This window comes from Alcaligenes sp. EGD-AK7, from assembly GCF_000465875.3.
Taxonomy (GTDB): Bacteria; Pseudomonadota; Gammaproteobacteria; order Burkholderiales; family Burkholderiaceae_B; genus Alcaligenes; species Alcaligenes phenolicus.
In genome coordinates this window covers 203,296-223,796 of sequence record NZ_AVOG02000056.1, presented here as the reverse complement: position 1 = coordinate 223,796, position 20,501 = coordinate 203,296, and the positions used below count along the sequence as shown (strand labels likewise).

The 20,501-nt window shown below is 55.9% G+C and carries 19 protein-coding genes and 1 tRNA gene; 13 read left to right on the top strand and 7 right to left on the bottom strand.

Annotated elements, in window-relative coordinates; genetic code table 11:
• Nucleotides 1–257 precede the first annotated feature (257 nt).
• Nucleotides 258–1,481, top strand: coding sequence for an MFS transporter (locus tag N879_RS16710; protein WP_022983484.1), 1,224 nt, complete (start codon nucleotides 258–260; stop codon nucleotides 1,479–1,481).
• Between the two features lie 221 nt (nucleotides 1,482–1,702).
• Here N879_RS16710 and N879_RS16705 read toward each other — a convergent pair whose 3' ends face one another.
• Both N879_RS16705 and N879_RS16700 read right to left on the bottom strand, forming a co-directional pair.
• Nucleotides 1,703–2,182: a nuclear transport factor 2 family protein gene (locus N879_RS16705; protein WP_031232991.1), complete on the bottom strand. Its 480-nt coding sequence runs from the start codon at nucleotides 2,180–2,182 to the stop codon at nucleotides 1,703–1,705.
• Between the two features lie 16 nt (nucleotides 2,183–2,198).
• A complete protein-coding gene (locus N879_RS16700) occupies nucleotides 2,199–2,810 on the bottom strand; it encodes an NAD(P)-dependent oxidoreductase (protein WP_009461315.1) in 612 nt (203 codons plus the stop codon).
• Between the two features lie 151 nt (nucleotides 2,811–2,961).
• Between N879_RS16700 and N879_RS16695 the strand changes: the two genes are divergently transcribed.
• Complete coding sequence (locus tag N879_RS16695) at nucleotides 2,962–3,351, top strand: winged helix-turn-helix transcriptional regulator (RefSeq protein ID WP_009461313.1); 390 nt, start codon at nucleotides 2,962–2,964, stop codon at nucleotides 3,349–3,351.
• Between the two features lie 62 nt (nucleotides 3,352–3,413).
• On the opposite strand, the gene N879_RS16690 is transcribed toward N879_RS16695, so the two are convergent.
• A complete protein-coding gene (locus N879_RS16690) occupies nucleotides 3,414–3,839 on the bottom strand; it encodes a PACE efflux transporter (RefSeq protein ID WP_009461311.1) in 426 nt (141 codons plus the stop codon).
• Between the two features lie 325 nt (nucleotides 3,840–4,164).
• Between N879_RS16690 and N879_RS16685 the strand changes: the two genes are divergently transcribed.
• A complete protein-coding gene (locus N879_RS16685) occupies nucleotides 4,165–4,776 on the top strand; it encodes a hypothetical protein (protein WP_009461309.1) in 612 nt (203 codons plus the stop codon).
• A gap of 27 nt (nucleotides 4,777–4,803) precedes the next feature.
• On the opposite strand, the gene N879_RS16680 is transcribed toward N879_RS16685, so the two are convergent.
• Both N879_RS16680 and N879_RS16675 read right to left on the bottom strand, forming a co-directional pair.
• Entirely contained in the window at nucleotides 4,804–5,283 is a 480-nt protein-coding gene (locus N879_RS16680; RefSeq protein ID WP_009461307.1) for a low affinity iron permease family protein, read from the bottom strand.
• A 966-nt stretch (nucleotides 5,284–6,249) separates the two neighbouring features.
• A tRNA-Arg gene (locus N879_RS16675) sits at nucleotides 6,250–6,324 on the bottom strand.
• A 552-nt stretch (nucleotides 6,325–6,876) separates the two neighbouring features.
• Here N879_RS16675 and dctP point away from each other — a divergent pair.
• The 6 genes from dctP to N879_RS16640 are packed head-to-tail and all read left to right on the top strand — an operon-like array spanning nucleotide 6,877 to nucleotide 12,882.
• Nucleotides 6,877–7,935 carry a TRAP transporter substrate-binding protein DctP gene (gene dctP / locus N879_RS16665; RefSeq protein ID WP_022983481.1) on the top strand — a complete coding sequence of 353 codons (1,059 nt, stop codon included), beginning with the start codon at nucleotides 6,877–6,879 and terminating at the stop codon, nucleotides 7,933–7,935.
• Between the two features lie 26 nt (nucleotides 7,936–7,961).
• Nucleotides 7,962–8,483, top strand: a complete 522-nt coding sequence (locus N879_RS16660; protein ID WP_009461299.1) for a TRAP transporter small permease subunit — start codon at nucleotides 7,962–7,964, stop codon at nucleotides 8,481–8,483.
• Nucleotides 8,480–9,799: a TRAP transporter large permease gene (locus N879_RS16655; protein WP_009461297.1), complete on the top strand. Its 1,320-nt coding sequence runs from the start codon at nucleotides 8,480–8,482 to the stop codon at nucleotides 9,797–9,799. The genes N879_RS16660 and N879_RS16655 overlap by 4 nt, the downstream gene beginning before the upstream one ends.
• A gap of 24 nt (nucleotides 9,800–9,823) precedes the next feature.
• On the top strand, nucleotides 9,824–10,474 hold the full coding sequence (locus tag N879_RS16650; RefSeq protein ID WP_009461295.1) for a GntR family transcriptional regulator: 651 nt from the start codon (nucleotides 9,824–9,826) through the stop codon (nucleotides 10,472–10,474).
• Nucleotides 10,475–10,509: 35 nt separating this feature from the next.
• Nucleotides 10,510–11,397: a 4-hydroxy-tetrahydrodipicolinate synthase gene (gene dapA / locus N879_RS16645; RefSeq protein WP_009461293.1), complete on the top strand. Its 888-nt coding sequence runs from the start codon at nucleotides 10,510–10,512 to the stop codon at nucleotides 11,395–11,397.
• Nucleotides 11,398–12,882, top strand: a complete 1,485-nt coding sequence (locus N879_RS16640; RefSeq protein ID WP_009461291.1) for an aldehyde dehydrogenase — start codon at nucleotides 11,398–11,400, stop codon at nucleotides 12,880–12,882. It abuts the gene before it with no gap.
• 218 nt (nucleotides 12,883–13,100) lie between these two features.
• Here N879_RS16640 and N879_RS16635 read toward each other — a convergent pair whose 3' ends face one another.
• Complete coding sequence (locus N879_RS16635) at nucleotides 13,101–14,078, bottom strand: LysR substrate-binding domain-containing protein (protein WP_022983480.1); 978 nt, start codon at nucleotides 14,076–14,078, stop codon at nucleotides 13,101–13,103.
• A 167-nt stretch (nucleotides 14,079–14,245) separates the two neighbouring features.
• Between N879_RS16635 and N879_RS16630 the strand changes: the two genes are divergently transcribed.
• Nucleotides 14,246–16,534: an NADP-dependent malic enzyme gene (locus N879_RS16630; protein ID WP_009461289.1), complete on the top strand. Its 2,289-nt coding sequence runs from the start codon at nucleotides 14,246–14,248 to the stop codon at nucleotides 16,532–16,534.
• 71 nt (nucleotides 16,535–16,605) lie between these two features.
• On the opposite strand, the gene N879_RS16625 is transcribed toward N879_RS16630, so the two are convergent.
• Nucleotides 16,606–17,544, bottom strand: coding sequence for a tripartite tricarboxylate transporter substrate binding protein BugE (locus tag N879_RS16625; protein ID WP_022983479.1), 939 nt, complete (start codon nucleotides 17,542–17,544; stop codon nucleotides 16,606–16,608).
• 208 nt (nucleotides 17,545–17,752) lie between these two features.
• Between N879_RS16625 and N879_RS16620 the strand changes: the two genes are divergently transcribed.
• Genes N879_RS16620 through N879_RS16610 form a run of 3 tightly spaced genes read left to right on the top strand, consistent with a single transcriptional unit; the run spans nucleotide 17,753 to nucleotide 20,490 of the window.
• Entirely contained in the window at nucleotides 17,753–18,649 is an 897-nt protein-coding gene (locus N879_RS16620; RefSeq protein ID WP_009461286.1) for an AEC family transporter, read from the top strand.
• Between the two features lie 9 nt (nucleotides 18,650–18,658).
• A complete protein-coding gene (locus N879_RS16615) occupies nucleotides 18,659–19,159 on the top strand; it encodes a bifunctional alanine racemase/tRNA (adenosine(37)-N6)-threonylcarbamoyltransferase complex ATPase subunit type 1 TsaE (protein ID WP_009461285.1) in 501 nt (166 codons plus the stop codon).
• Complete coding sequence (locus tag N879_RS16610; RefSeq protein WP_009461284.1) at nucleotides 19,123–20,490, top strand: N-acetylmuramoyl-L-alanine amidase; 1,368 nt, start codon at nucleotides 19,123–19,125, stop codon at nucleotides 20,488–20,490. The genes N879_RS16615 and N879_RS16610 overlap by 37 nt, the downstream gene beginning before the upstream one ends.
• The last annotated feature ends 11 nt before the right edge of the window (nucleotides 20,491–20,501 follow it).

The following is a 20,501-nucleotide window of genomic DNA, read 5'->3' as shown; positions in this document are numbered from 1 at the left end:
GGCGCAGTCAGCCCGTCTTTTTTTGTCCCGCACTTGCTTGAGCCATCAAACGCCGCAATAGACAGCCTGGTTCTGCTCCCTGCACTTCCTGCTACGCGCAGCCACCACCTCCTCCTCCTCCTCCCTCTCCCGCAACTGGACCTGGATAGCAGCGGACTACAACACTGTCCGCTCCATCGCTCTTCACAAACGCAGGTGATTGCACCTCTTTGGCATTTCGCCAGATAATTCAAACCTGAATAATAAGAGGGGCCCCCATGTTTCAATCCTTGCGCCAGCCCGCCATCATGACGGTGACTTTGGCGGCTGCTGGCATCCTGATGGTTACCATGGGGATACGCCAATCCTTTGGCCTGTTCGTCGGCCCCGTTGATAAGGCAACCGGCATGGGCATCATGTCCATCAGCTTTGCCATGGCCGTGGGCCAGCTTGCCTGGGGGGCCATCCAGCCTATTGCCGGTGCCTGCTCCGACCGCTGGGGCCCGGACCGGGTTCTGATCGCGGGCCTTCTGATTCTGGCACTGGGCTGTGCCGTAACACCATTTATTGGTACCGGGCTAGGGCTGACCCTGACGCTGGGCCTGCTGGCCAGTATTGGCTCGGGCGCGGCCAGTTTCTCCACCTTGATTGGCGCTGCCGCCCAACGTATTCCGGATCACGCCCGCGGTCAGGCCTCGGGCCTGATCAATGCCGGCGGCTCCTTCGGGCAGTTCGTCTTTGCCCCCGTGGTGCAAAAGCTGATCGGCTGGGTCGGCTGGATGTCGACCTTTTGGGTTCTGGCCCTGACCGCCCTGCTGACCCTGCCTCTGATTCGCAAGCTAAGTCCGGGCAGCAAGCCCGAAAAAGCCGCAGCCACCCCAGCCCCTGTTGTCAGCGGTCCCGGTCTGGCCGAGACACTGAAAAGCGCCATGAAGGATCGCAGTTACTTGCTGCTGAGTCTGGGCTTTTTCACCTGCGGTTTTCACATTGCTTTTCTGGTCACCCACTTACCGGGGGAAATTGACTTGTGCGGGCTGCCACCTTCGGTAGCAAGCTGGTCGCTGGCCTTGATCGGCCTGGCCAATATCTTTGGCAGTATTGCCGCCGGTTCCTGCATTGCCCGCTGGCGCAGCAAATACGTGCTGGCCCTGATGTATGCCTCGCGCGCCGTGCTGATCCTGTGGTACTTGATGATGCCTAAAACCGATCTGGTGTTTTACATCTTTGCCATCGGCCTGGGGCTGACCTGGCTGGCTACCGTGCCCCCTACCGCCAATATCGTCGCCAAGCTGTTTGGCACGCGCTATCTGGCAACCCTGTTTGGTCTGGCCTTGTTCTCGCACCAGATCGGCGGCTTTCTGGGCGCATGGCTGGGGGGTATCGCCTTGACCCGCTTTGGTGACTACAGCTGGATGTGGTGGGCTGATATTGCCTTGGCCGTACTGGCGGCCATCGTCAACCTGCCGATTCGCGAAGCCAGGATCAAGATGCAAACAGCTTAGACAACTCGCAATCGAAACTTCGCCAAGCAACAGCACAAACGGTTGCCCAAAGAAGAACTCCGTTTACCCCTCATCAAAAAGACCCGCCATGGCTGGCGGGTCTTTTATTTGGCGTAAGCATAAGTCCTCGTTATAACGGGGCAAAGTCTCGCCCCCCTTTCGGCGCCGCGCAAGGCTGCTGCCGTATCGGTGGTAAAGAACGGGTTGCCCGAATAGTGAGCTTAGAACATGGTATTGCTATTGGCCGCCTGCTCCGGCACGGCCTGAATCACATCCCAGTGCTCCACAATCTTGCCGTCTTGCACCCGAAAAATATCCATCACAGCCTGCCCGCGATCGGCCTTGCCATTGGTCGAATGCACATGCAGATAAACCAGATCGCCGTCTGCGGCACTACGCACAATCCGTGCGCGAGACTGCGGGTTCTCTTTGAAATAGCCATCAAAATACCCCACGAAAGGCGCTTTTCCGTCCGGCACCTCCGGGTTGTGCTGGATATAGTCCTCAGCTACGACCGACGCCGCTTCCTGCACCTGATGCTTGTTAAAGAAGCTGTCGTAAAAATCGACCACCAGCTTGCGATTGCTCTCTTCCTGAGCCACATCACGAGTCGGCGAATTGGCAGCCAACGCTGCATTTGTGCTCAACAAGAAAGAGCCCACTAATAAAACTGGAGATACCCATCGGATTAAACCTTTCATCAGTCCCACTCCCTATTCAATAACCTACGGTGAAGCGCTGGCGCGAATGGGCAGGACGTTCAATCTCGTCCACCAAAGCGATGGCGTAATCCTCATAAGAAATCTTGCTGCCTTGGTCGGAGACCAAAAGGCTGTCTTTGCCGATACGGAATTTGCCTGTGCGCTGGCCGGGGCCAAACTCTGCCGAGGGCGACAGGAAAGTCCAATCCAGTTCTTTTTCCTGACGCAACTGATCCAGAAAGGCAATGCCACCCAAGGCCTCGGTCCGGTAAGCGTCCGGGAACGCAGGCTGATCAATCAATCGCTGACCGGGGGCCACTTCAAGGCTGGCGGCACCGCCTACCACCAGATAACGCGGCACACCGGCCGCACGAACCGCCGTAATCAGCTTGGAAGGATCTGACGACGCAAAACGAACCGCACTAATTGCAATATCGTGCCCTTTCAATAGCGCAATCAAACCATCCAGATCATTCACATCGCCCTGAACTGCGGTGACATTGGGCAGGCTGGCAATTTTTTCAGTATGGCGAGCAATCGCTGTCACCGTATGACCGCGATCCGAGAGTTCTTTCAAAAGGCGCGAACCGACTTCGCCAGAAGCACCTATCAATGCAATACGAGACATAACAGCTCCTTGTGTGCTCAAATAAAGACTTGGTCTAGAAAGTAGACCATTAAGCGTGATGCTAGACAGTTTTTTGACCGTCCACAAGAAGTCACGCAGGCCATACCAGGTCACACGGAAGTGACTATTGAACACAGGAAAGCAAGCCGCCATGTCCTCATCAAGCTCAGCCACACTGGCTTCCAGCCCCATACAGGAAGAATTTGAGCAACCCTGTCCCATCCGGGATGTACTGGATCGGATTGGCGACCAATGGAGCCTGCTGATCCTGGAGTCGCTGGCACCGGGCACCCTGCGCTTTAATGAGCTGGGCCGGGAAATCGGCGATATTTCCCGTCAAATGCTCTCACGCACACTCAAGCGGCTGGAAACTGATGGATTTGTACAACGGACCTTATACGCCGAAGTACCGCCCCGCGTGGAATACACGCTGACCGAATTGGGGCAGTCTTTTCTGGTACCTATGCGAGAACTGGTGAAGTGGGCAGACGTACACCACGCCCGTATCTGTCAGGCGCGGCGGGAAGCTCAGGTGCAGTGAGAAAGCCAATCCAGCAGAAACAAAAAAAGCCGCATTACGCGGCTTTTTCTTGGACGACGGGGTCAAGCCGCACTGGCCGGCAAACCGAATACCCGGTCAAAGGTCCAGCTGAAAATAAAGGAATAAATCAGAAAGAACACCAGAATGGCTACTTCCATACGCAAGGCTTCCAGCAAGCCGACCTGATACCACCACATATACAAAGGCACGATAGCAATCACCAGGCCAGCCTCAAAGCTGATGGCATGCACACTGCGGCGCAACAAACTGCGGCCTTTGACAGCTTGGCGGGATTCCCAATGTTCGAACGCCGTGTTGAACACGTAGTTCCAGACAATCGCAATCACCGAGATCGCCACAGCAATGGGCGCGGACTCTGAAGCCTCCCCACCGGCAAAGTACGCCAGCAAGAAAGAAGAAAAAACAATGGCAAAAAACTCGAACAAACCCACGTAAAAAACGCGGCGTTTCCAACCCTGGAGTGTCATGACTACCCTGCTGCGGTGCATCAGCCTGGCACTGAAAGAGATTCAGCCGGACGAGACGATGCGTTCAAAAATGGAGTGGCAAGTCCGATGCACAGGCCCTCAGCCCGCATCAAAGCTGCAATAAAGCGCACAATCCTACCACAGGCAAGCAGACGGTTTGCAGGGCAGCTCCAATAACCCTTTTCAAACCCTATCGGGCGATATTGTTACCCAAGCCTTACGTCATTCACAGCCCGTATCACTCCTCATCAAATCGCATAATCTGTACGCGTCACAGCATTTATGGTGTCAGTTCCAACCCTCAACCTCTGGACTGGAGCGAACAATGACATCACATAAAGCCAACACCGAACAGCTGCATGAACTCTTGTATCAAGCCCTGGAAACCGAATTGGGCGGAGAGCAAGTCTATAAAGCAGCCATTTCCTGTGCCAATAACGCGGACCTGAAAAAAGAATGGGAAGGCTACCTGGAAGAAACACTGACACACCAACAGGTGCTGAAAAGTATCTTTGAGGAGCTGGCACTGGACCCCGCCAAACAAACACCCGGCCGACAAGTACTGAAACAGATCGCCTCGGCACTGGTCAAGGCCATGGAGTTGGCCAAACAGGCAGGGGATCCGAAAGCGGCAGAGCTGGTCGCATCCGAATGTGTCATTCTGGCCGAAACCAAAGACCATCTGAATTGGCAGTTGATTGGCCTGGTTGGCGAGCAGAGCAAAGACAAGAAACTGGCGACTTTACTCAAACAGGCTCATGACGCCGTCGCTCCCGATGAGGGCCATCACCTCTACCATACCCAGGGTTGGTCTCGCGAGCTGTGGATTCAATCCTTGGGATTTCCTGCCGTGCTGCCCCCGCCAGAAGAGCAAAAGCAAGTCGAAACGCCGATCGGGGCCTCGCGGGCCGAGCAGCAACGCAACAAGATGCTGTAAAAAAAGGGCCGCAAGGCCCTTTTATCTTTATGTATCGTCGTCCAGACGTCGGCGTGCTTTCAACGCGATGGAGGAATAATAGGCCTCCAATTTCTTGAGCTGCTTTTCATCCAGTTCCTCAACATCAATCAAGCGCTCATTGGCATCGGTCAGTGAAATAATCAGCTCATCAAGTTTTATATGCAGTGCCTTGCTATCTTTATTCTGATTTTGCTGAATTAAAAACACCATCAAGAAAGTAATAATCGTGGTTCCGGTATTGATAATTAACTGCCAGGTCTCCGAATAATTAAAATAAGGCCCAGACAAGGCCCAGACCAGCACGGCTAAAACAGCAACAGAAAACATGATGGGCGAGCCGGCAAAGCGGGTCACGGTCTTGGCAAAGCAGTCAAACAAACTGTCTACAGAATCTGGCTTGCAAGGTTTGACCACGGGTGGCTCCTCCTGTCTGCACGCAGAGGAGGAAAACGGGTCTTTTTCCAAGGAACGCTTGTCGTTTTTCATGGCAAATTCCTTATAAATAAAAGCAGTTTAGTCGGGAGCACGCCTCATATATTTCAAATAAAAACGAAACTGGGCAAAATTCAAACACAGCTCGATCAAGGACACACCAGATTTTCCTGCCATCGACTTGAATCACACCGACGACAAGCCAGCCAAACGATTTGCCCAAGCCTTATCCCCTTGCCTGATGCAAGGATAGACAAGAACTCCTCTGTTTTTTTTACGGGTATTTGCGAACGAAATATCCTTTTACAGCTGACACTACCCAAGCCCCGACAAGATTTGTAAGATGCGGGCTGACTATCTTGCTTTCAGTTTGATAGTTTTTGTAGAAAGTACATTGCTGTCTTTTTTTAAACACGCTATTTCCCATAGCCTTTATTTAAAAAGGAGCAAGAAGTGGGCAAGATCGACCATAAAACCATGTGTATTTTGTGCCAGACTCTGCCGCTTTCCAAAGCGCACACACCTAAGCATGCTTATATGGAACGCGTCACCAAAACAGAGGACTATGGAGACCAGGGAGCACAGAGCCTGTTTCGCTGCTCCGTTTGCCAAACTCACTGGCTTTATCAACAAGACAAATGGAAAAGTTGTCTGGGATTCAAGCTCTGGACCGGGAGTGTGGATGACTATCTGTCCTCAACAAGAAATCCCGTCAAAGCCTGGGGCCACCAACAGACCTCCAGAAGCTCATCTCCGGGTTTTGACAATCGACCGTTCCATTAGCGCCTCCTGCATTCCATAGCACGCATGACTCTTGAATTGTCATCACGAGCGATTAGTCAGGTGCTCAAGCCAGCCTTGTTGCTCAAGACAGGGCTGGCTCAAGAAAAGAAAACGAGCAGGCACGAACAGCACTGCGCAAAAAGCACAGGATGCTAATCATCAAGTGGGATATCAAAGCTCGGCCTATCAGAACGAGCCTTCAGGACCATGAAGCCGGGCAGGCGTCATGCATAAGAATGGCGGGCCCAGCAGGAATCGAACCTGCAATCTTCCCTTAGGAGGGGAAAGTTATATCCATTTAACTATGGGCCCGGTGGCTTGTCTGCGCAGTGGGCCCAGGCGGGCCAGACGCCACATGCACCGCAGGAATCCAGGCTTTACAACACGCAAGAGTAGATTCGACGCCCTCTCTTGTTCGTAAACAACCAGCTATTTTCCTGCCTGCTGCTACCGAAAGTGCTACAGCAAAAGAACGGTCCAAAGACCCTGTCCTGCCGCCGTGCGCTTCTAAAAAAGCAGTCGCAAAGTGTACCAGCTAGACCGCGGGGACGAAAGGATTGAAACAGCTCAACAAGGCTGCCCCGCAGTGCTTCAAACAAGCATGAAAAAATCCGCATCACGAATGATTTCACCGCTGAAAATCCGCGTCAAAACCAGGTCTGGAACGTCCTTCCCCTGTCCTTCCACCATCCAAAAAGAACACCGAAACCCAATCAGCAAGCCACCTCCGGCGCTTTCTAGGACAAACCCCAATCTAAATATGTTGTTAATATATTTAGAAAATATTAAGATCCATCCCATGCTTTGACGCTGGCCGCCAGCCTGCGACGGAGCTGGACTATAAAAAAACCACCGGAGACAAACATGAAATCCAAACTTGTTGCATCCACCCTGGCCGGCCTGTTTCTGCTGGGCAGCATGGCCTCGGCGCAAGCGGCCGAAATCAGTTGGCGCGTACCAACTTCCGTACCCGAAGGCTCCCCGTTTTATCAGAATTTTCTGGAGCGTTTTGCAAAGAACGTGAAGCTCATGACGGGGGATCGTGTCGAGATTCAGCCCTTTGGAGCAGGTGTTATTGTTCCCGCCCTTAAAGTTTTTGAAGCGGTAGAGACCGGCGTGGTAGAGGCGGGGCACTCCACCTCCAGCTACCTGGTCAACCAGGACCCGGCCAATGCCATTTTTGCTGGCTACCCCGGTGGTATGGGACCTGATGCTTACCGCGTCTGGCTGTATGAAGGCGGCGGCAAGGAAAAACTGCAGGAGCTGCGTTCCAAAAACGGTCTCAAAACCATGATTGTCGGTTTGGGTTCGACGGAAGTGCTGGCCCACTCCAACACCCCCATCCGAACTGCAGAGGACTTGAAAGGCCTGAAATATCGCACTTCCGGTGCCTGGGCGGACGTAATGAAAGACTATTTCGGTGCCGTTCCCACCGTGGTGCCACCCGGGGACACGTACACCCTGTTGCAGCGCAAAGGGGTCGATGCGGTGGAATGGGCTACCCCCTCCTCCAATACCCCCGAAGGTTTTCATCAAGCCGCCAAATACATTGTGGTCCCTGGCGTGCATCAGCCCACCTTTATGTGGGAAGTCGTCCTGAAGCAGGAAACCTGGGATAAAGTGCCGGCCGATTTGCAGCAACTGATCGAGGCCGCTGCCGAACTGACCACCCACCAATCCCTGGACTACTTCTACAACGCCGACATCAAAGCCATGGAGAAGTACCGCCAGGGTCGCAATGAAGTCATCACTCTGGACCCGGCCTTCATCAAGCAATTGGCGGATGCCGGCAATGACTGGGTACACAAGAAAGCCGAAGCGCAAGCGCAATCGGGCAACGACTACATGAAGAATTTGCTGACTGATTACGACGGATTCCTGAACCGTTGGCGCAGTGAAAGCAATTACCTGATCCGAGACTAAGTCCCACTTTCTGAAGGAGAGCTGCCATGCTGCAGCCTATTTCAAAACTGATCGACTTTATCGCTCTTGCAAGCGCTCGGCTGGCGGAAATGGCGGCGGCAATCCTGGTCACCGCCATGGTATGGGAAGTCTTTGCCCGTTATGTTCTGCATGCCCCCACCGTCTGGGCCTTTGATGTGGCGTACATGATGAATGGGGCTATTTTTCTGCTGGGCATGGCCTGGGTGATGCGTCAGAACGAACACATCAGCATTGATGTGGTTCGCAAGCACTTGCCCAAGTCCCTGGCCCGTATGTCTGACGTGCTCCTGTACCTGCTGGTGCTGTTTCCGCTGTTTGCCATCTTGAGCAAAGTCGGGATACAGAAAGCCTGGATGGCCTGGAAGCTGAACGAAGTCGAAATGGTCAGCCCCTGGGCCCCGGTGATGTGGCCCTTCTACGCCTGCATTGCGATTGGCCTGATCGCCTTTACCTTGCAACTGCTGGCCCATGGCTTGCGCTGTGCGGTCAAAGAACAGAACACTGCTGACGTCGAGGTGAGCCCATGAATTTATGGATCGCCGGACTGATGTTCCCTGCTCTGTTCCTGCTGATTTTTCAGGGCATGCCCGTGGCTTTTGCGCTGATCCTGCCCGCTTTTCTGGCCGGTTGGTACGCCTTTGGCCCCATGGTCTTTGACCAGATGTATGGTGCTTTGTATGGAGCGGCCACCAACCATATCCTGTCAGCGATTCCCATGTTTGTGCTGATGGGAGCCCTGCTGGAGCGCTCGGGCATTGCGGCACGCCTGTTTCGCACCATGCAGTTATGGCTGGGCGGCCTGCCAGGCGGGCTGGCCATTGCCACCATCGCCATGGCGGCGACCTTTGCCGCTGCAGCAGGCGTGGTTGGCGCGGTAGAAATCATGGTGGGGCTGATGGCCATCCCGGCCATGAAGCGCTTTCGCTACAACAACTCACTGATCGCGGGCACGATCTGCGCCGGGGGTTCCCTGGGCACCATGATTCCTCCCTCGGTGGTCGCGGTCGTCTATGCCTCCCTGGCACAGGTTCCGGTTGGCGAGCTGTTTGCTGCCATGCTCTTTCCGGGCCTGTTGATGACCACGCTCTTTGTGGCCTATATCCTGATCGCCACCACGCTCAAGCCGGAGCTGGGCCCACGGGCAGATGACGAGGATATGCGCCGACCTTTGGGGGAAAAAATCAGTATCACAATGCGTGGTCTGGTTCCCATGATGCTGCTGATCATCGCTGTTCTGGGCTCCCTGATGAAAGGGATCGCATCGCCCACCGAGGCAGCCGCCTTGGGCGCTACCGCCGCCGCTGTTCTTTGTATCTTCTACCGTCAGTTCAACTGGGAAGTTTTCAGTGGAGCCTTGCGAATCACGGTACGCATTACGGCAATGATCATGCTGATCGTGGCGGGAGGCACCATGTTTACCGGCGCCTTCGCGGCCAATGGAGGTGCCAAGCTGGTACAGATGCTGACCAGCGACTTGGGACTGGGCAGTACAGGTACGATCATTCTGTTCCTGGGCATCGTCTTTGTGCTGGGCTTTGTACTGGACTGGACAGCGAACGTGCTGATTTGCGTTCCGCTTTTCCTGCCCTTTATTGTGGCAAGCGGGCTGGACCCCTTATGGTTTGGCGTGATGGTGATCGTTGTCATTCAGACCAGCTATCTGACACCGCCTCTGGCCTCTTCCATTTTCTACCTGCTGTCCATTGCCCCGAAAGACATGACCTACGGACAAGTTTGTCGAGGTGTAGTGCCGTTTATTCTTGCTCAATTGCTGACCCTGCTGATCGTCGCCCTGTTTCCGGCGATTGCAACCTGGCTACCCCAGCAAGTGTCCGGCTTTTAACGCAATTTTTATATTGGAGTCTCCGTGAGTAGCGCCCCCACCCCCTCTTCTCGTGCCGCTGAAATCGCCTATCAAGCGATTGAGCAGTTAATTGCCACTCTCAAACTGGAGCCTGGTCAGGCCATTGTAGAAAGTGATCTGGTGGAAATGACAGGTTTGGGACGCACCCCCTTGCGTGAAGCCCTGATGCGCATGGTGGCCTTGGGATTGATCGAGCAACAGCCCCGCCGCGGCCTGCGTGTCAGTGAAATCCGTGTGGCTGAACATCTGACTCTGATTGAAACGCGCCGGGTTCTGGAACGCCTGATTGTGCAGGGAGCCGCCCGCTGGGCGACCCCAGCCCAGCGCAGCGCCTTGCTCGGTCACGCCCAGGCCATGGTGGATGCTGCTGACACCAAGGATATCGACGCCTACATGCTGGCCGACCAGCATCTGGACGAAGTCATCCACCAGGCCTGTCGCAACACCTTTGCTGTGCAAGCGGTCACTCCCTTGATCGTTCAGTGCCGACGGTTCTGGTACGCCTATCAATATGAAGGGGACCTGGAGGCCGGAGCCCAGGCTCATCTGACCCTGGCCGAAGGCATCCAGGATGGAAACCCCGAACAGGCCTTGCAGGGCTCCGAGACGCTGATGGCCTACCTCAGCGCCTTCACCCGCAAAGTCATTGAATAAACCGATAGATCAACTATTAATAATCTGGAGACATCATGAATCTGAACGGAATCCTCGTTCCCATCGTTACCCCCTTTGACGCCAACAACCAGTTAAACGAAGCTGCGCTGGAACGTCTGGTTGAGTGTTTTATTGAAGCCGGAGTAGGCGGCATCGTGGCTTGTGGAACCACGGGCGAATACTACGCGCTCAGTGCACAGGAGCGTCGCCGCGTGCTGGAGATTGTTGCCAGAACTGGCCGTGGCCGTACAACACTGATTGCCGGCGTGAACTCCATGTCGCCTGCCGAAGCCATCAGCCGAATCCGTGAAGCGGAAGAGCTAGGGTATGAGGCGCTGATGCTCTCTCCCACCCCTTACAGCCTGCCCGGCCAGAATGAAGTGGTGGCGTATTTCAAGGAGGTCGCCGCGGCCACTGAACTGCCCATCGTCATGTACAACTTCCCGGCACGCATTGGCATCCAGATCGAGCTTGAATCCGTTTACGAACTGGCCAAGGTCAAGAACATTGTGGGCATCAAGGAGAGCAGCGGCAACTTCAGCCGGGTGGTTGCCATGGTCAATGCCAATCTGCCCGACTTCCAGGTTGTTTGCGGCTGCGATGACCAGGCGGCCGATTTCCTGTTCTGGGGAGTTCGTAGCTGGATCAGTGGCGGGGCCAATGTGTTTCCTGCCGAGCAGGTCCAAATGCTGAAAGCCGCCGAGCAAGGAGACTGGGACACGGTACGTCGCATGATGGCCGCCATGTTGCCCGCCATTGCCGCCATGGAGTCCGGCAACTACAACCAGAAAGCCAAACTGGGCTGCGTGCGTCACGGCATTGATGTCGGTTCGGTACGCTTGCCTCTGCTGCCAGTCGACGCGCAGGAACGAGATGACTTCCTGGCCCAGATCAACGCTTATCAAGTAGAACAGGAGGCTTGAATGCCCACGCAACAAGAGACTGTCTTTGAGTTGGCCCGCGCCGGAAAGCTGCACGCTTCCCATTTGATTCCTGGCTATCAAACCACGGCTTCGGCCCTGCTCGATAACGTCAGCCCTATCGACCTGGCCGTAATTGGCAACATCGCTGCCGGCCAAGCCTCGGATGTAGAAGCGGCGGTGGCTGCCGCACGCGCAAGCTTTGAGTCCGGCGAATGGTCTGAGTTGTCTCCGGCAGAACGCAAAAAAATCATGCTCAAATGGGTGGCCTTGCTGGAGCAACACGCCGAGGAACTGGCCGCACTTGATTGTGTGGACGCAGGCAAGCCCATTACTGAATGCCTGAACACCGACATGCCCGCCACCATCGATACCTTCAGCTGGTATGCAGAGACGGCCGATAAATGCTTTGGTCGAATTTCCCCAACCGGCTCCGACGCGCTGGGCTTGATCACCAAGGAACCCATTGGGGTCGTGGCGGCCGTCCTGCCCTGGAATTTCCCGGCTCAAATGTACGCCTGGAAAGTTGCGCCTGCGCTGGTGTGCGGCAATTCGGTCATTGTGAAACCGTCCGAGCTGACCAGCCTGAGCGCCTACCGCATGACACAGCTGGCACATCAGGCAGGCATTCCCGCAGGAGCCCTGATCCTGATCACAGGCACAGGCGAGGAAGTCGGAGAGCCTTTGGGCCGGCACGGGGACGTGGACATTGTGTCGTTTACCGGCTCCACCGAAGTGGGTCGCCTGTTTCTGAAGTATTCCGCAGAAAGCAATCTGAAGGAGGTCGTGCTGGAATGCGGCGGGAAAAGCCCCCAGGTCGTTTTTGAGGATGCCCTGCTGGACGAAGCAGTTCCGTCCATCCTGGCGGCCGCATTCTGGAACATGAGCGAAAACTGCAGCTGCGGCTCCCGCCTGATCGTACACAGCAGCCTGAAAGACACGCTGCTGCAAAAACTCAAACAGGGGCTGAGTTCCTGGAAAGTAGGTCTGCCTACGGATCCGGACGTGTCTATCGGGCCGATGGTAGAACAAGCGCACTTTGAAAAAGTGGCCAGCTTTCTGCAGAACCCCGGCAAAAACGCCAAGTTGGTTCATGGGGGGCGCATTCACAGTGACCTGGGCAGTGGTTGGTATATCGAGCCCACCATCTTCGATCACATCACCCCGGAAGACCGCCTCTTCCAGGAGGAAGTGTTCGGCCCCGTTCTGGCCATCACGACCTTCGAGACAGAAGAGCAAGCCATCGCCTTGGCAAACGATACCCAATATGGCCTGGCCGCCTCCCTCTACACGCTTGATGTACGGCGGGCGCAGCGTGTCTCGCGCAAAATCAAGGCAGGCACCGTTTCGATAAATGGCTTTTCCGAAGGCGACATCACCGCCCCCTTTGGCGGCTTCAAACTGTCCGGTTTTGGCGGCAAGGACAAGGGAATGGAGGCCCTGGATCAGTACCAGCAAACCAAGGCCATCTGGTATGTGAACCAGTAAGCCACTGCTTGCATAGCCCCGGCATCAATAAACCGGGCGCTGCACACCGCCCCCCTTCCAGACTCCTGGGCATACAAGCGGGGGGTGGTTCTTACCACTGAGCTGCTCCGGTTTTTTGAGCAGGTATGACATCCTGCTTCCAGCTCTTGCCCGGCCCGCTCAGCATAGTGCGCTCACGGTGTAACACTAGCAATCAGCCCGCAGCAGACAGAACGACATTAGTAGAAAAAAGCCCCCCGCTCCAAAGGTACCGTCTTATCAGTACACACCCGTTTCAGCTCCTGCGCGAACAGCTTGTCTACCGGACGCTGCTGACCGGCCACCCGAGTAAAAAGCGCGATAGGCGACAAGCCCCACTCAAAGGAGTACGGCACAATCGCCACGCCGGACACGCGTACCAATTCTTCAGCAATTTCGGTCGGGACCACAGACACAGCACGGGAGTGATTCACGATCAGTTCACCGATCAGCTTGGGTGAAGAGGTTTCCACACTGGGCACCGGCTCCAACAAGCCTGCCCGTAAAAACAGGTTCGCCACCTGCCGCCGCATCGGGGTATTGCGCGGTCCCAGAATCCAGTCCAGATCCTGCAATTGCGCCCAGTCCAGCTTGCGTCGGCCCAATCGCCCCGCCAGTTCCCGGCTGGCAATCAGGCGTGGTTGCTGCGCGTACAAGGCGTCATGGCGCAGCCCTTTCATATTCAGGTCCGGAGAGCTGCGCGCCACCACTGCATCCAAGGCGTGATCACGCAGTTGTTCCAGCAGCGTTTCCGTTAGCCCCTCGGTGATGCTGACGGACACTACCTGCCCTTGAGGGCGAGTTGCCCGCAAGGCCGTGGAAACCAGCTTGCCGGACACCAGGGGAATCACCCCCAGCCGCAAATGTGCTTGCCGCCCCATGCTGTGCGCCTGCAAGTCCAGACTCAACAACTCCATGTCCTGCACCATGGCCCGAGCACGTGAAATCACGATCTGCCCTTGCGCTGTTGCCTCCATACCACGCGATGAACGCAGGAATAGCGGTGTGCCAAAGACTTGCTCCACCTCGGCCAAGGCTTGAGTGACCGCAGGCTGAGTCATCGCCATTAAATCCGCCACTTTGGTCAGCGAGCCCAAGCGGTCGATCTCGATCAGCAGAGCCAGGTGACGCAACCTGAGTCGTTGTACCAGGCGATGGGCGATATCGTTTGTTTCCAAGCCTTTACCCTTATCTATAAGTATTTACTAATAGGGCAATAATAAGCCCTAATAGTGCGGACTGTTTAATTATCTACACTTGTTGAAAGCTGGCGCTGGCGCACTATTCGCCACGCCTTCCCTGGATTTCACCAAACACCTGTTTGGCGCCTGAGCAAGAGGACACGATGAGTTCACCTGTAGATCGACAAGCCGCCCTGGATTACCACGAGTTCCCCATTCCCGGCAAAGTCACCATTGCCGCGACCAAACCCCTGGTCAGCCAACGTGACCTGGGCCTGGCCTATTCCCCTGGTGTTGCTGCCGCCTGCGAAGAAATCGTGGTCGACCCGAAAAACGCCTTCCGCTACACCGGCCGGGGCAATCTGGTGGGCGTGATCTCCAACGGTACCGCTGTGCTGGGTCTGGGCAATATTGGTGCCTTGGCCTCCAAGCCCGTGATGGAAGGCAAGGCCGTTCTGTTCAAGAAATTTGCTGGCCTGGACGTGTTTGACATCGAGATCAACGAAACCGATCCCGACAAGCTGGTGGATATCATCGCCGGTCTGGAGCCCACCTTCGGTGGCATCAACCTGGAAGACATCAAGGCACCCGAGTGTTTTGAAGTGGAGCGCAAGCTACGCGAACGCATGAACATCCCCGTCTTTCACGACGACCAGCACGGTACCGCCATTTGCGTGACGGCGGCTTTCCTGAACGGCCTGAAAGTGGTCGGCAAAGATATCAAGAAGATCAAGGTTGTGACCTCCGGTGCCGGTGCGGCCGCACTGGCTTGCCTGGACTTGATGGTGGACATGGGCCTGCCCGAAGAAAATGTCTGGGTCACCGACATTGACGGCGTAGTCTACAAAGGCCGCCCTGGTCACCAGGTTCCTGAACTGGCCCGTTTCGCCAAAGAAACCGAAGCACGCAAGCTGGCTGATGTGATCGACAACGCTGACGTGTTCGTGGGCCTGTCCGCCGGTGGCGTACTGAAAGCTGAAATGCTGCAAAAAATGGCAGACCGTCCCTTCGTGATGGCGCTGGCCAACCCTACCCCCGAAATTTTGCCTGAAGTCGCCAAAGCCGCTCGCGATGACGTCATCATGGCAACCGGCCGTTCGGACTTCCCGAATCAGGTCAACAACGTGCTGTGCTTCCCCTACATCTTCCGCGGTGCGCTGGATGTGGGCGCCACCACGATTACCCGTGGCATGGAAAAAGCTGCTGCCCGCGCGATTGCGGCTCTGGCTGAAGAAGAGCAGGACGAAGCGGTGGCCGCAGCCTACGGTGGTTACGGCCTGAGCTTTGGCCCCGACTACCTGATTCCCAAGCCATTCGACCCACGTCTGATCGTGCGCATCGCCCCCGCCGTGGCTCAAGCCGCCATGGAAGAAGGCGTGGCAACCCGCCCTATCGCTGACCTGGAAGGCTACATCGCCAAGCTGCAACAGTTTGTCTACCACTCTGGCGCGTTCATGAAGCCCGTGTTTGCCGTAGCCAAGCAATTGGTGCGCGAAGGCGGCAAGGCTCGCATCGTCTTTACCGAAGGTGAAGAAGAACGTGTGCTGCGCGCCGTGCAAGTGATTGTGGACGAGAAGCTGGCCCACCCGATTCTGGTTGGCCGTCCTGCCGTGCTGCTGTCTCGCATCAAGAAATTTGGTCTGCGCCTGCGCTTGGGCGTGGATGTGGAAGTGACCAACCCCGAGTCTGACGACCGTTTCCACCAGTACTGGACCACGTACTGGGAAAAAATGTGCCGTCGCGGTATCAGCAAGGAAATGGCTCGCGTGGAAATGCGTCGCCGCCTGACCCTGATTGGCTCGACCATGGTGCACCTGGGTGATGCCGACGGCATGATCTGCGGCACGATCGGTTCCTACCACAACCACCTGCGCTATATCGACGAGATGATCGGCCGCAAGCCCGGCTCCAGCGTCTACGCTGCCATGAACATTCTGCTCCTGGGCGAGCGTACGGTTGCCTTGACCGACACACACGTCAACGACGATCCGAACGCACAGGAAATTGCGGAATACACGATTGAAGCCGCCCGCATGTTGAGTACGCTGAGCCTGGAACCCAAGGTGGCCCTGCTGTCGCGCTCCAACTTTGGTACCGACTCGGCCACTTCCGGACCCAAAATGCGTGAAGCCCTGCGTTTGATTCAGGAGCAAGCCCCTGACCTGGAAGTAGACGGTGAAATGCATGCCGACTGCGCTCTGGACGAAAGCTTGCGCAATCGTACCTTGCCCAACTCCTCGCTGAAAGGCTCGGCCAACCTGCTGGTCTGCCCGAACGTGGACGCTGGCAATATCAGCTACAACCTGCTGAAGACTGCTGCTGGCAGCAACGTGGCCATCGGTCCTTTCCTGATGGGCGCCAATGCTCCTGTACACATCCTGACTTACAGCTCCACCGTACGCCGCATCATTAATATGACGGCCTTGACCGTGCTGCAAGCCAATCGTGGCTAGGCCTTAGGGCAGAAATGAAAAACCGGCCTGTGCAGGCCGGTTTTTTATGGCTGACATTTAAAGTCCAAGGCTTATTCCAGCTTGATATTGCCTTTCTTGACCACGTCGTGGGCCCAGTCGTACTGCTCCTTGATTTCCTTGGCGAACTCTTCAGGCGAGTTACCCGACGGAGTCGCACCCTGCTTTTCCAGAGCCGAAATAATTTCGGGCTTCTTCAAGGCTTCCGCAGCAGCGGCATGCAGCTTGGCAACGATTTCAGGCGGCGTACCCTTGGGAGCCAGCAGACCATACCAGGCCGGGCTGTTCAGCTGCGGGTAGCCTTCTTCGGCCAAGGTCGGCACATCTTTCAGAGCAGGCAGGCGCTCGGGCCAGGCAATAGCCAATGCGCGCAAGTTGCCAGCCTGGATCTGGGCCATGGACGACGGCAGGTTATCAAACATGGCATTGATCTGGCCACCGACCGCATCCGTTACAGCCGGGCCGGCACCACGGTAAGGCACGTGCACGATATCAGTGCCGGTTTCCAGCTTGAAGGCTTCGCCAAACAAGTGCAGCACCGAGCAAGTGCCCGAGCTGCCGTAGGAATACTTACCTGGATTGTCTTTCAGTTGCTGCACGAACTCCTTGAAGTTCTGTGCCGGGAATTTGGGGTTGACCTCGATCACGTTGGGCAGGTTGGCAAAGTTGCTGACCGGCACAAAGTCTTTCAAGGGGTCGTAAGGCAAATCATTGGGGCGGCAAGCGGGATTTACTGCCAGAGTCGAAATGGTGGCAATTGACAAGGTATAGCCGTCAGGTTTGGCGCGAGCCGCTTCTGCCGCTCCAATAGCGCCACCGGCACCACCCTTGTTTTCTACCACCATGGACTGGCCCAGCACTTCGCTCATGCCCTTGGTCACAATGCGCGCCACAATATCGGTGGAGCCGCCTGGCGCAAAAGGAACAATGACGCGAATCGCTTGATTAGGATAATCCGCTTGAGCATGAGCGACATTAGCCGTGCCGATCATGGACAAACTTGCACAAAGGGATAGCAGCGCAAATTTCTTGGGAAACTTCTCTATCATGGGAACATCTCCTCTTTAGTCTTTTTGTAGATCCATCCCCTGGGTAAGGGGAACTAACCAATAATAGCGCAGCTACTCCTCATCAATTGTTAATTCTGAAAGCAGATACCTACAGGGGATATACCTATATCTGCTTCTATTTACCCTCATCATGGCCACAATATTCCCGCTGATTCTGCCCGACTTCCTGTTAATTGCACTGGGGGCTTTACTGCTGCATCGCTTTCATTTCAGCCGGGATTTTTTCCAGGGTGCGGAGAAGCTAGTCTATTACGTCCTGTTTCCAGCCCTGCTGTTTGATTCCATTACCCGCATTCCGCTCAATCTGGGCGATACCTGGCCTTTATTGGTCGCTGCGGCTGTTTTAATTGCCGTAGGCACGGTTCTGGCCTGGCTGGCCCTGCCCATTCTGAAACCCGAACATTTGCAGCACGCGGCCCTGACTCAGTGCGCCTTTCGCTTCAATACCTATTTGGGGATGTCTCTGGCCAGTGCGATTGCCGGACCATCGGGTGTCGCTGTCATGGCTTTACTGGTGGGCTTTTCTGTTCCCATGGCCAATATGGTGGCAGTGACCGTGCTGGCGCGGGGGCAGCAAGGCCGTATCGCCATCGAGCTGCTTAAAAATCCCCTGATTCTGTCTACTGTTGCTGCACTGGCCTGGAATCTGGCTGGTTTGTCCGTACCAGGCCCGGTTCAATTGGCCTTTAGCCGCTTGGGGGCTTGTGCCTTGGGGATTGGTTTGTTGTGTGTAGGCGCCACCTTGTCCCTGCAAGGCTCGCGGCGTGCGGGGGCCTTGATCGGCTGGATTACGGCCATCAAGCTGCTGGCTTTGCCCTTGGCGGCCCTGGCAATTGCCTGGGTGTTGGATATGAGCACATTGGAGCGCCAGATGTTACTGGTATTTGCTGCCCTGCCTACGGCCTCTTCTGCCCACGTACTGGCTGCCCGCATGGGAGCCGATAGCCGTCTGGTCGCGCTGACCATGTCGATCGGCACTATACTAGCGGGCTTGACCATTCCATTGTGGTTATCCCTCGCTACCTGATCCAAGCCTATGAATCCGCAAGCTTTAACCCTGTCCTTGCCTGACGAGGACGCCACCACCGCCTTGGCCGAGCGCCTTGCCCCGCTGCTAAGCGGTCAAGTTCCCGGTGTGCCTGTGGGTGGCCGAATTCATCTTCATGGTGATCTGGGCGCCGGTAAAACCCACTTTGTTCGGGCCCTGTTACGGGCTTGTGGCGTTACCGGTCGTATCAAAAGTCCTAGCTACGCTTTGCTTGAAAGTTATAAAGTTTCTAGCTTATACTTCTATCATCTTGATTTTTATAGATTTAGCGACCCACGAGAATGGGTCGACGCAGGTTTTCGCGATATTTTGCAAGACAATGCTGTTGTGCTGATCGAATGGCCCGAAAAAGCAGGGGATTTATTGCCCGAGCCCGATCTGGATTTACACCTGGATTATTGCGGTGACGGTCGTTTGGCCACCCTGGATGCACGCAGCGCCAAAGGAACGCTATGGATTACGACACTCGCCCCCAGCCTGCAGAAGTAGCCCCAGCCGGCAAGGCCCGTCGCCGATTCGTCGCCACGGCCACCACCCTGTTCCTGCTTCCCGTCATACCGCGGCTGGCGAACGCCAGCACCATCGTGGCCGTCCGTACCTGGCCGGCAGACGAATACACCCGCGTCACCCTGGAAATGGATAGCGAGCTCAAGGCCGAGCACTTCACACTGGAGAACCCCCATCGCATGGTGGTGGACATCCAGGGCCTGACCATGAACCGCACCATCGAGGAGCTGGTTTCCAAGGTCCGCCCCAATGATCCCTACATTCGCTCCGTGCGCGTGGGCCAGAACCGCCCCGACGTCGTGCGGCTGGTGCTGGATCTGAAACAGGCCGTCGCTCCCCAGATTTTTACGCTCAAGCCCGTTGGCGAATACAAGTACCGGCTGGTGCTGGACTTGTACCCGCGCGTGGCGCAAGACCCGCTGCTGGCCTTGCAAATTCAGGACGATAACGACCCCCTGGCTTCCGTCCTGGAAAGCCTGGCTCAAAACTCGCCTGACGCCCCTGTGCCTACGGTACAAGGGCAAACCTTGCCGCCCGTCGCTCGGACGCCGCCTCCTGTCACGACTCCACCGCGCTCTCCTTCGCCTGCGGCCACGCCGGGTACTCCCAATCGTCCTTTGCTGATTGCGCTGGACCCCGGCCACGGTGGAGAGGACCCCGGTGCCATCGGCCCCGGTGGTACCCGTGAAAAAGATGTGGTGCTGAATATCGCCCGCCGCTTGAAGCGTCTGATTGATGCTCAGCCCAATATGCGTACTTATTTGACGCGTGACTCGGACTTCTTCGTACCGCTGCAAGTGCGTGTACAGAAAGCGCGTCGGGTGAAAGCGGACCTGTTCATCAGTATTCACGCTGACGCCTGGATCAAGCCTAGTGCGCGTGGCTCGTCTATCTACGCCCTGTCTCAAAACGGTGCCACCAGCTCGGCTGCTCGGTGGCTGGCCAAGAAAGAGAACGATGCTGACTTGATCGGTGGTCTGAACCTAGGTTCCCACAACCGTCAGGTCGCACAGATTCTGCTGGACCTGTCCACAGCCGCACAGATTAACGATTCGGTGAAAGTGGGTTCGCGCCTGCTGGGCGAGATCGGCAAGATCAACCGCCTGCACAAGCGCAATGTTGAACGCGCTGGTTTTGCTGTGCTGAAAGCACCCGATATTCCATCGATTCTGATCGAAACGGCATTTATCAGTAATCCGGAAGAAGAGCGTCTGCTGCGTAGTTCTTCACATCAGGACAAGATTGCCCAAGCCATTCTGACCGGCATCCGGGGATATTTTGCCGAGTTTCCGGCACTGGCCAGCCGCAGCTAACTATCTGCTTG

Excerpts from the sequence above, each read along its gene's own strand:
- N879_RS16710 (WP_022983484.1), top strand. The coding sequence starts at position 258 with ATGTTTCAATCCTTGCGCCAGCCCGCCATCATGACGGTGACTTTGGCG.
- N879_RS16705 (WP_031232991.1), bottom strand. The coding sequence starts at position 2,182 with ATGAAAGGTTTAATCCGATGGGTATCTCCAGTTTTATTAGTGGGCTCT.
- N879_RS16700 (WP_009461315.1), bottom strand. The coding sequence starts at position 2,810 with ATGTCTCGTATTGCATTGATAGGTGCTTCTGGCGAAGTCGGTTCGCGC.
- N879_RS16695 (WP_009461313.1), top strand. The coding sequence starts at position 2,962 with ATGTCCTCATCAAGCTCAGCCACACTGGCTTCCAGCCCCATACAGGAA.
- N879_RS16690 (WP_009461311.1), bottom strand. The coding sequence starts at position 3,839 with ATGACACTCCAGGGTTGGAAACGCCGCGTTTTTTACGTGGGTTTGTTC.
- N879_RS16685 (WP_009461309.1), top strand. The coding sequence starts at position 4,165 with ATGACATCACATAAAGCCAACACCGAACAGCTGCATGAACTCTTGTAT.
- N879_RS16680 (WP_009461307.1), bottom strand. The coding sequence starts at position 5,283 with ATGAAAAACGACAAGCGTTCCTTGGAAAAAGACCCGTTTTCCTCCTCT.
- dctP (WP_022983481.1), top strand. The coding sequence starts at position 6,877 with ATGAAATCCAAACTTGTTGCATCCACCCTGGCCGGCCTGTTTCTGCTG.
- N879_RS16660 (WP_009461299.1), top strand. The coding sequence starts at position 7,962 with ATGCTGCAGCCTATTTCAAAACTGATCGACTTTATCGCTCTTGCAAGC.
- N879_RS16655 (WP_009461297.1), top strand. The coding sequence starts at position 8,480 with ATGAATTTATGGATCGCCGGACTGATGTTCCCTGCTCTGTTCCTGCTG.
- dapA (WP_009461293.1), top strand. The coding sequence starts at position 10,510 with ATGAATCTGAACGGAATCCTCGTTCCCATCGTTACCCCCTTTGACGCC.
- N879_RS16640 (WP_009461291.1), top strand. The coding sequence starts at position 11,398 with ATGCCCACGCAACAAGAGACTGTCTTTGAGTTGGCCCGCGCCGGAAAG.
- N879_RS16630 (WP_009461289.1), top strand. The coding sequence starts at position 14,246 with ATGAGTTCACCTGTAGATCGACAAGCCGCCCTGGATTACCACGAGTTC.
- N879_RS16625 (WP_022983479.1), bottom strand. The coding sequence starts at position 17,544 with ATGATCGGCACGGCTAATGTCGCTCATGCTCAAGCGGATTATCCTAAT.
- N879_RS16620 (WP_009461286.1), top strand. The coding sequence starts at position 17,753 with ATGGCCACAATATTCCCGCTGATTCTGCCCGACTTCCTGTTAATTGCA.
- N879_RS16615 (WP_009461285.1), top strand. The coding sequence starts at position 18,659 with ATGAATCCGCAAGCTTTAACCCTGTCCTTGCCTGACGAGGACGCCACC.
- N879_RS16610 (WP_009461284.1), top strand. The coding sequence starts at position 19,123 with ATGGATTACGACACTCGCCCCCAGCCTGCAGAAGTAGCCCCAGCCGGC.